Raw genomic sequence first — 2,011 nt, 5'->3', positions numbered from 1 at the left:
AAGACCGGGTGGTTCTACGATCACCGGGCCGCTCGTCAGAAGATACAGGCGTTGGCCAAAGGCGCTCGCGTACTGGATGTGTTCAGTTACTGTGGCGGTTGGGGTGTGCAGGCGGCACTGGCGGGTGCGGAGTCAGTAACCTGTGTGGATGGCTCTGAAATCGCCACGGATTATGTGCATCGCAACGCCGAACTGAATGGTGTCGCTGACACGGTGGGCAGCATTCAGGGCGATGCGTTTGCGGCCATGAAGCAATTGATTGCCGACGGCGAAAAGTATGATCTGGTGGTGCTGGACCCGCCGGCGTTCATCAAGCGCAAAAAAGATTTCAAGAACGGCCTGGCCGGTTATCACGCCATCAACGAGCTGGCCATGCGGCTGGTGAAACCCGGTGGCTATCTGGTATCGGCGTCCTGCTCCATGCACATGCCGGCAGAGCGTCTGCTGGATGTGGTGCACAGTAGCGCCCGGCACATCGACCGCAGCATTCAGGTGGTGGGTTACGAAGGGCAGGGGCCGGATCACCCGGTGCACCCGGCCATTGCCGAAACCGCTTACCTGAAGACCTGGTTCTGCCGGGTGCTGTTCAGCCTGTAGGGTATGTGACGATGGAGCTTGCCTTGGCCTTTCTGGCCCTGTTCATGAAAGCCATGGTGCTGGGCGCTCCGTTTCTCGCCGGTTTCCTGGTGGTGATCGTCGGGCTGGGGCAATGGGTGGGGCAGCGCGAAGGCTGGAGCCGGTTCGATGCGTTCTACTGGTCCATGATTACCGCGTTGACGGTGGGGTACGGGGATCTGCGTCCATCACACAAGAGCACCAAGTTCATGGCGATCCTGGTGGCCATTGTGGGCATCATGTTCAGCGGGGTCTTTGTGGCGGTGACAGTGGCCGCAGCCACCGAAGCCTTCAGGACCTATATGGTCGGTGCCTGAAGGCCGAGGCGGTTTCCTAACCCAGTTTCTCCAGCATGGCGGCCATACGCGTACGTACCACTTCAATGGCCTTGTAGGGGCGAATCATCACTTTGAAATCGATGATCTTGCCTTCCGCATTCCATTGGATCATGTCCACTCCGTTCACAGCGATGCCGTCCAACTCCAGGGCGAATTCCAGAATGGAGTGTTCCCCTTCGTTGACTTCCCGCACATAACGAAAGCTGTCATTAGCCAGCACGTGTAGCGCGGCAGTCAGGTACGCGGTGGTCAGTGCCTTGCCAACCTGTGGCGTGTGCACCAGCGGTGAGTGGAACACGGCGTCGTCGGCAATCAGGTCGCTGAGCGCCTGACTGTCCTGGCTTTCGACAACCGCATGCCATGAATCAATGTTCGCCATGGTGTCTCTCCCTTCGCTTCTATTGGCTCAGGCCGCGTTCAGTGCGCGGCGGGCTTGCTGATATTCCTCGCTAAGCTTGCCAATGGCGTCGCTGGCGCTTTGCACCGCATCCACCGCGCCGATGCCCTGGCCGCAGCCCCAGATATCTTTCCAGGCTTTCTTGTCGGAATTGCCGCCGGAACCGAAGTTCATGGCCGAAGGGTCGCTTTCCGGCAGGTTGGCCGGGTCCATGCCGGCGTTGACGATGGAGGGCGCCAGATAGTTGCCGTGTACGCCAGTGAACAGGTTGCTGTAGACGATATCGGAGGCGTTGCTGTCCACGATCATCTGTTTGTAGGCCGCGTCAGCGTTGGCTTCCTGAGTGGCGATGAACAGCGAGCCGATGTAGGCCAGGTCTGCACCCATGGCTTCGGCGGCCAGAACGGACGGGCCGCTGGCGATGGAACCGGACAGGGCCAGCGGGCCGTCGAACCAGCTGCGAATTTCCTGCATCAGCGCGAACGGGGACAGCTGCCCGGCGTGGCCACCGGCACCGGCGGCGACAGCGATCAGGCCATCGGCGCCTTTTTCGATCGCCTTGTGGGCAAAGTGATTGTTGATCACGTCATGCATCACCATGCCGCCCCAGCCGTGTACTGCCTGGTTCACGTCTTCGCGGGCGCCCAGGGAAGTGATCACC

The 2,011-nt window shown here is 60.4% G+C and carries 4 protein-coding genes; 2 read left to right on the top strand and 2 right to left on the bottom strand.

The genetic code is table 11. From position 1 onward, the window contains the following. Both A3754_RS15910 and A3754_RS15905 read left to right on the top strand, forming a co-directional pair. Positions 1-597: class I SAM-dependent rRNA methyltransferase (locus tag A3754_RS15910; RefSeq protein WP_156497024.1), on the top strand; the 597-nt coding region annotated here is incomplete at its 5' end. Positions 598-620: 23 nt separating this feature from the next. Further along, positions 621-932 (top strand): potassium channel family protein, encoded by a 312-nt coding sequence (locus tag A3754_RS15905; RefSeq protein WP_231880652.1) that lies wholly within the window; start codon positions 621-623, stop codon positions 930-932. Positions 933-948: 16 nt separating this feature from the next. Here A3754_RS15905 and A3754_RS15900 read toward each other — a convergent pair whose 3' ends face one another. Further along, complete coding sequence (locus A3754_RS15900; RefSeq protein ID WP_063520492.1) at positions 949-1,332, bottom strand: nuclear transport factor 2 family protein; 384 nt, start codon at positions 1,330-1,332, stop codon at positions 949-951. 27 nt (positions 1,333-1,359) lie between these two features. Beyond that, on the bottom strand, positions 1,360-2,011 hold a 652-nt coding region (locus A3754_RS15895; protein WP_063520491.1), incomplete at its 5' end, for a nitronate monooxygenase family protein.

The organism is Alcanivorax sp. HI0083 (assembly GCF_001635175.1).
Note: the sequence above shows the minus strand (reverse complement) of the source record. Positions and strands in the feature narration are given on the sequence as shown.

Coding starts and splice junctions, on each gene's coding strand:
- A3754_RS15900 (WP_063520492.1), bottom strand. CDS start 1,332: ATGGCGAACATTGATTCATGGCATGCGGTTGTCGAAAGCCAGGACAGT.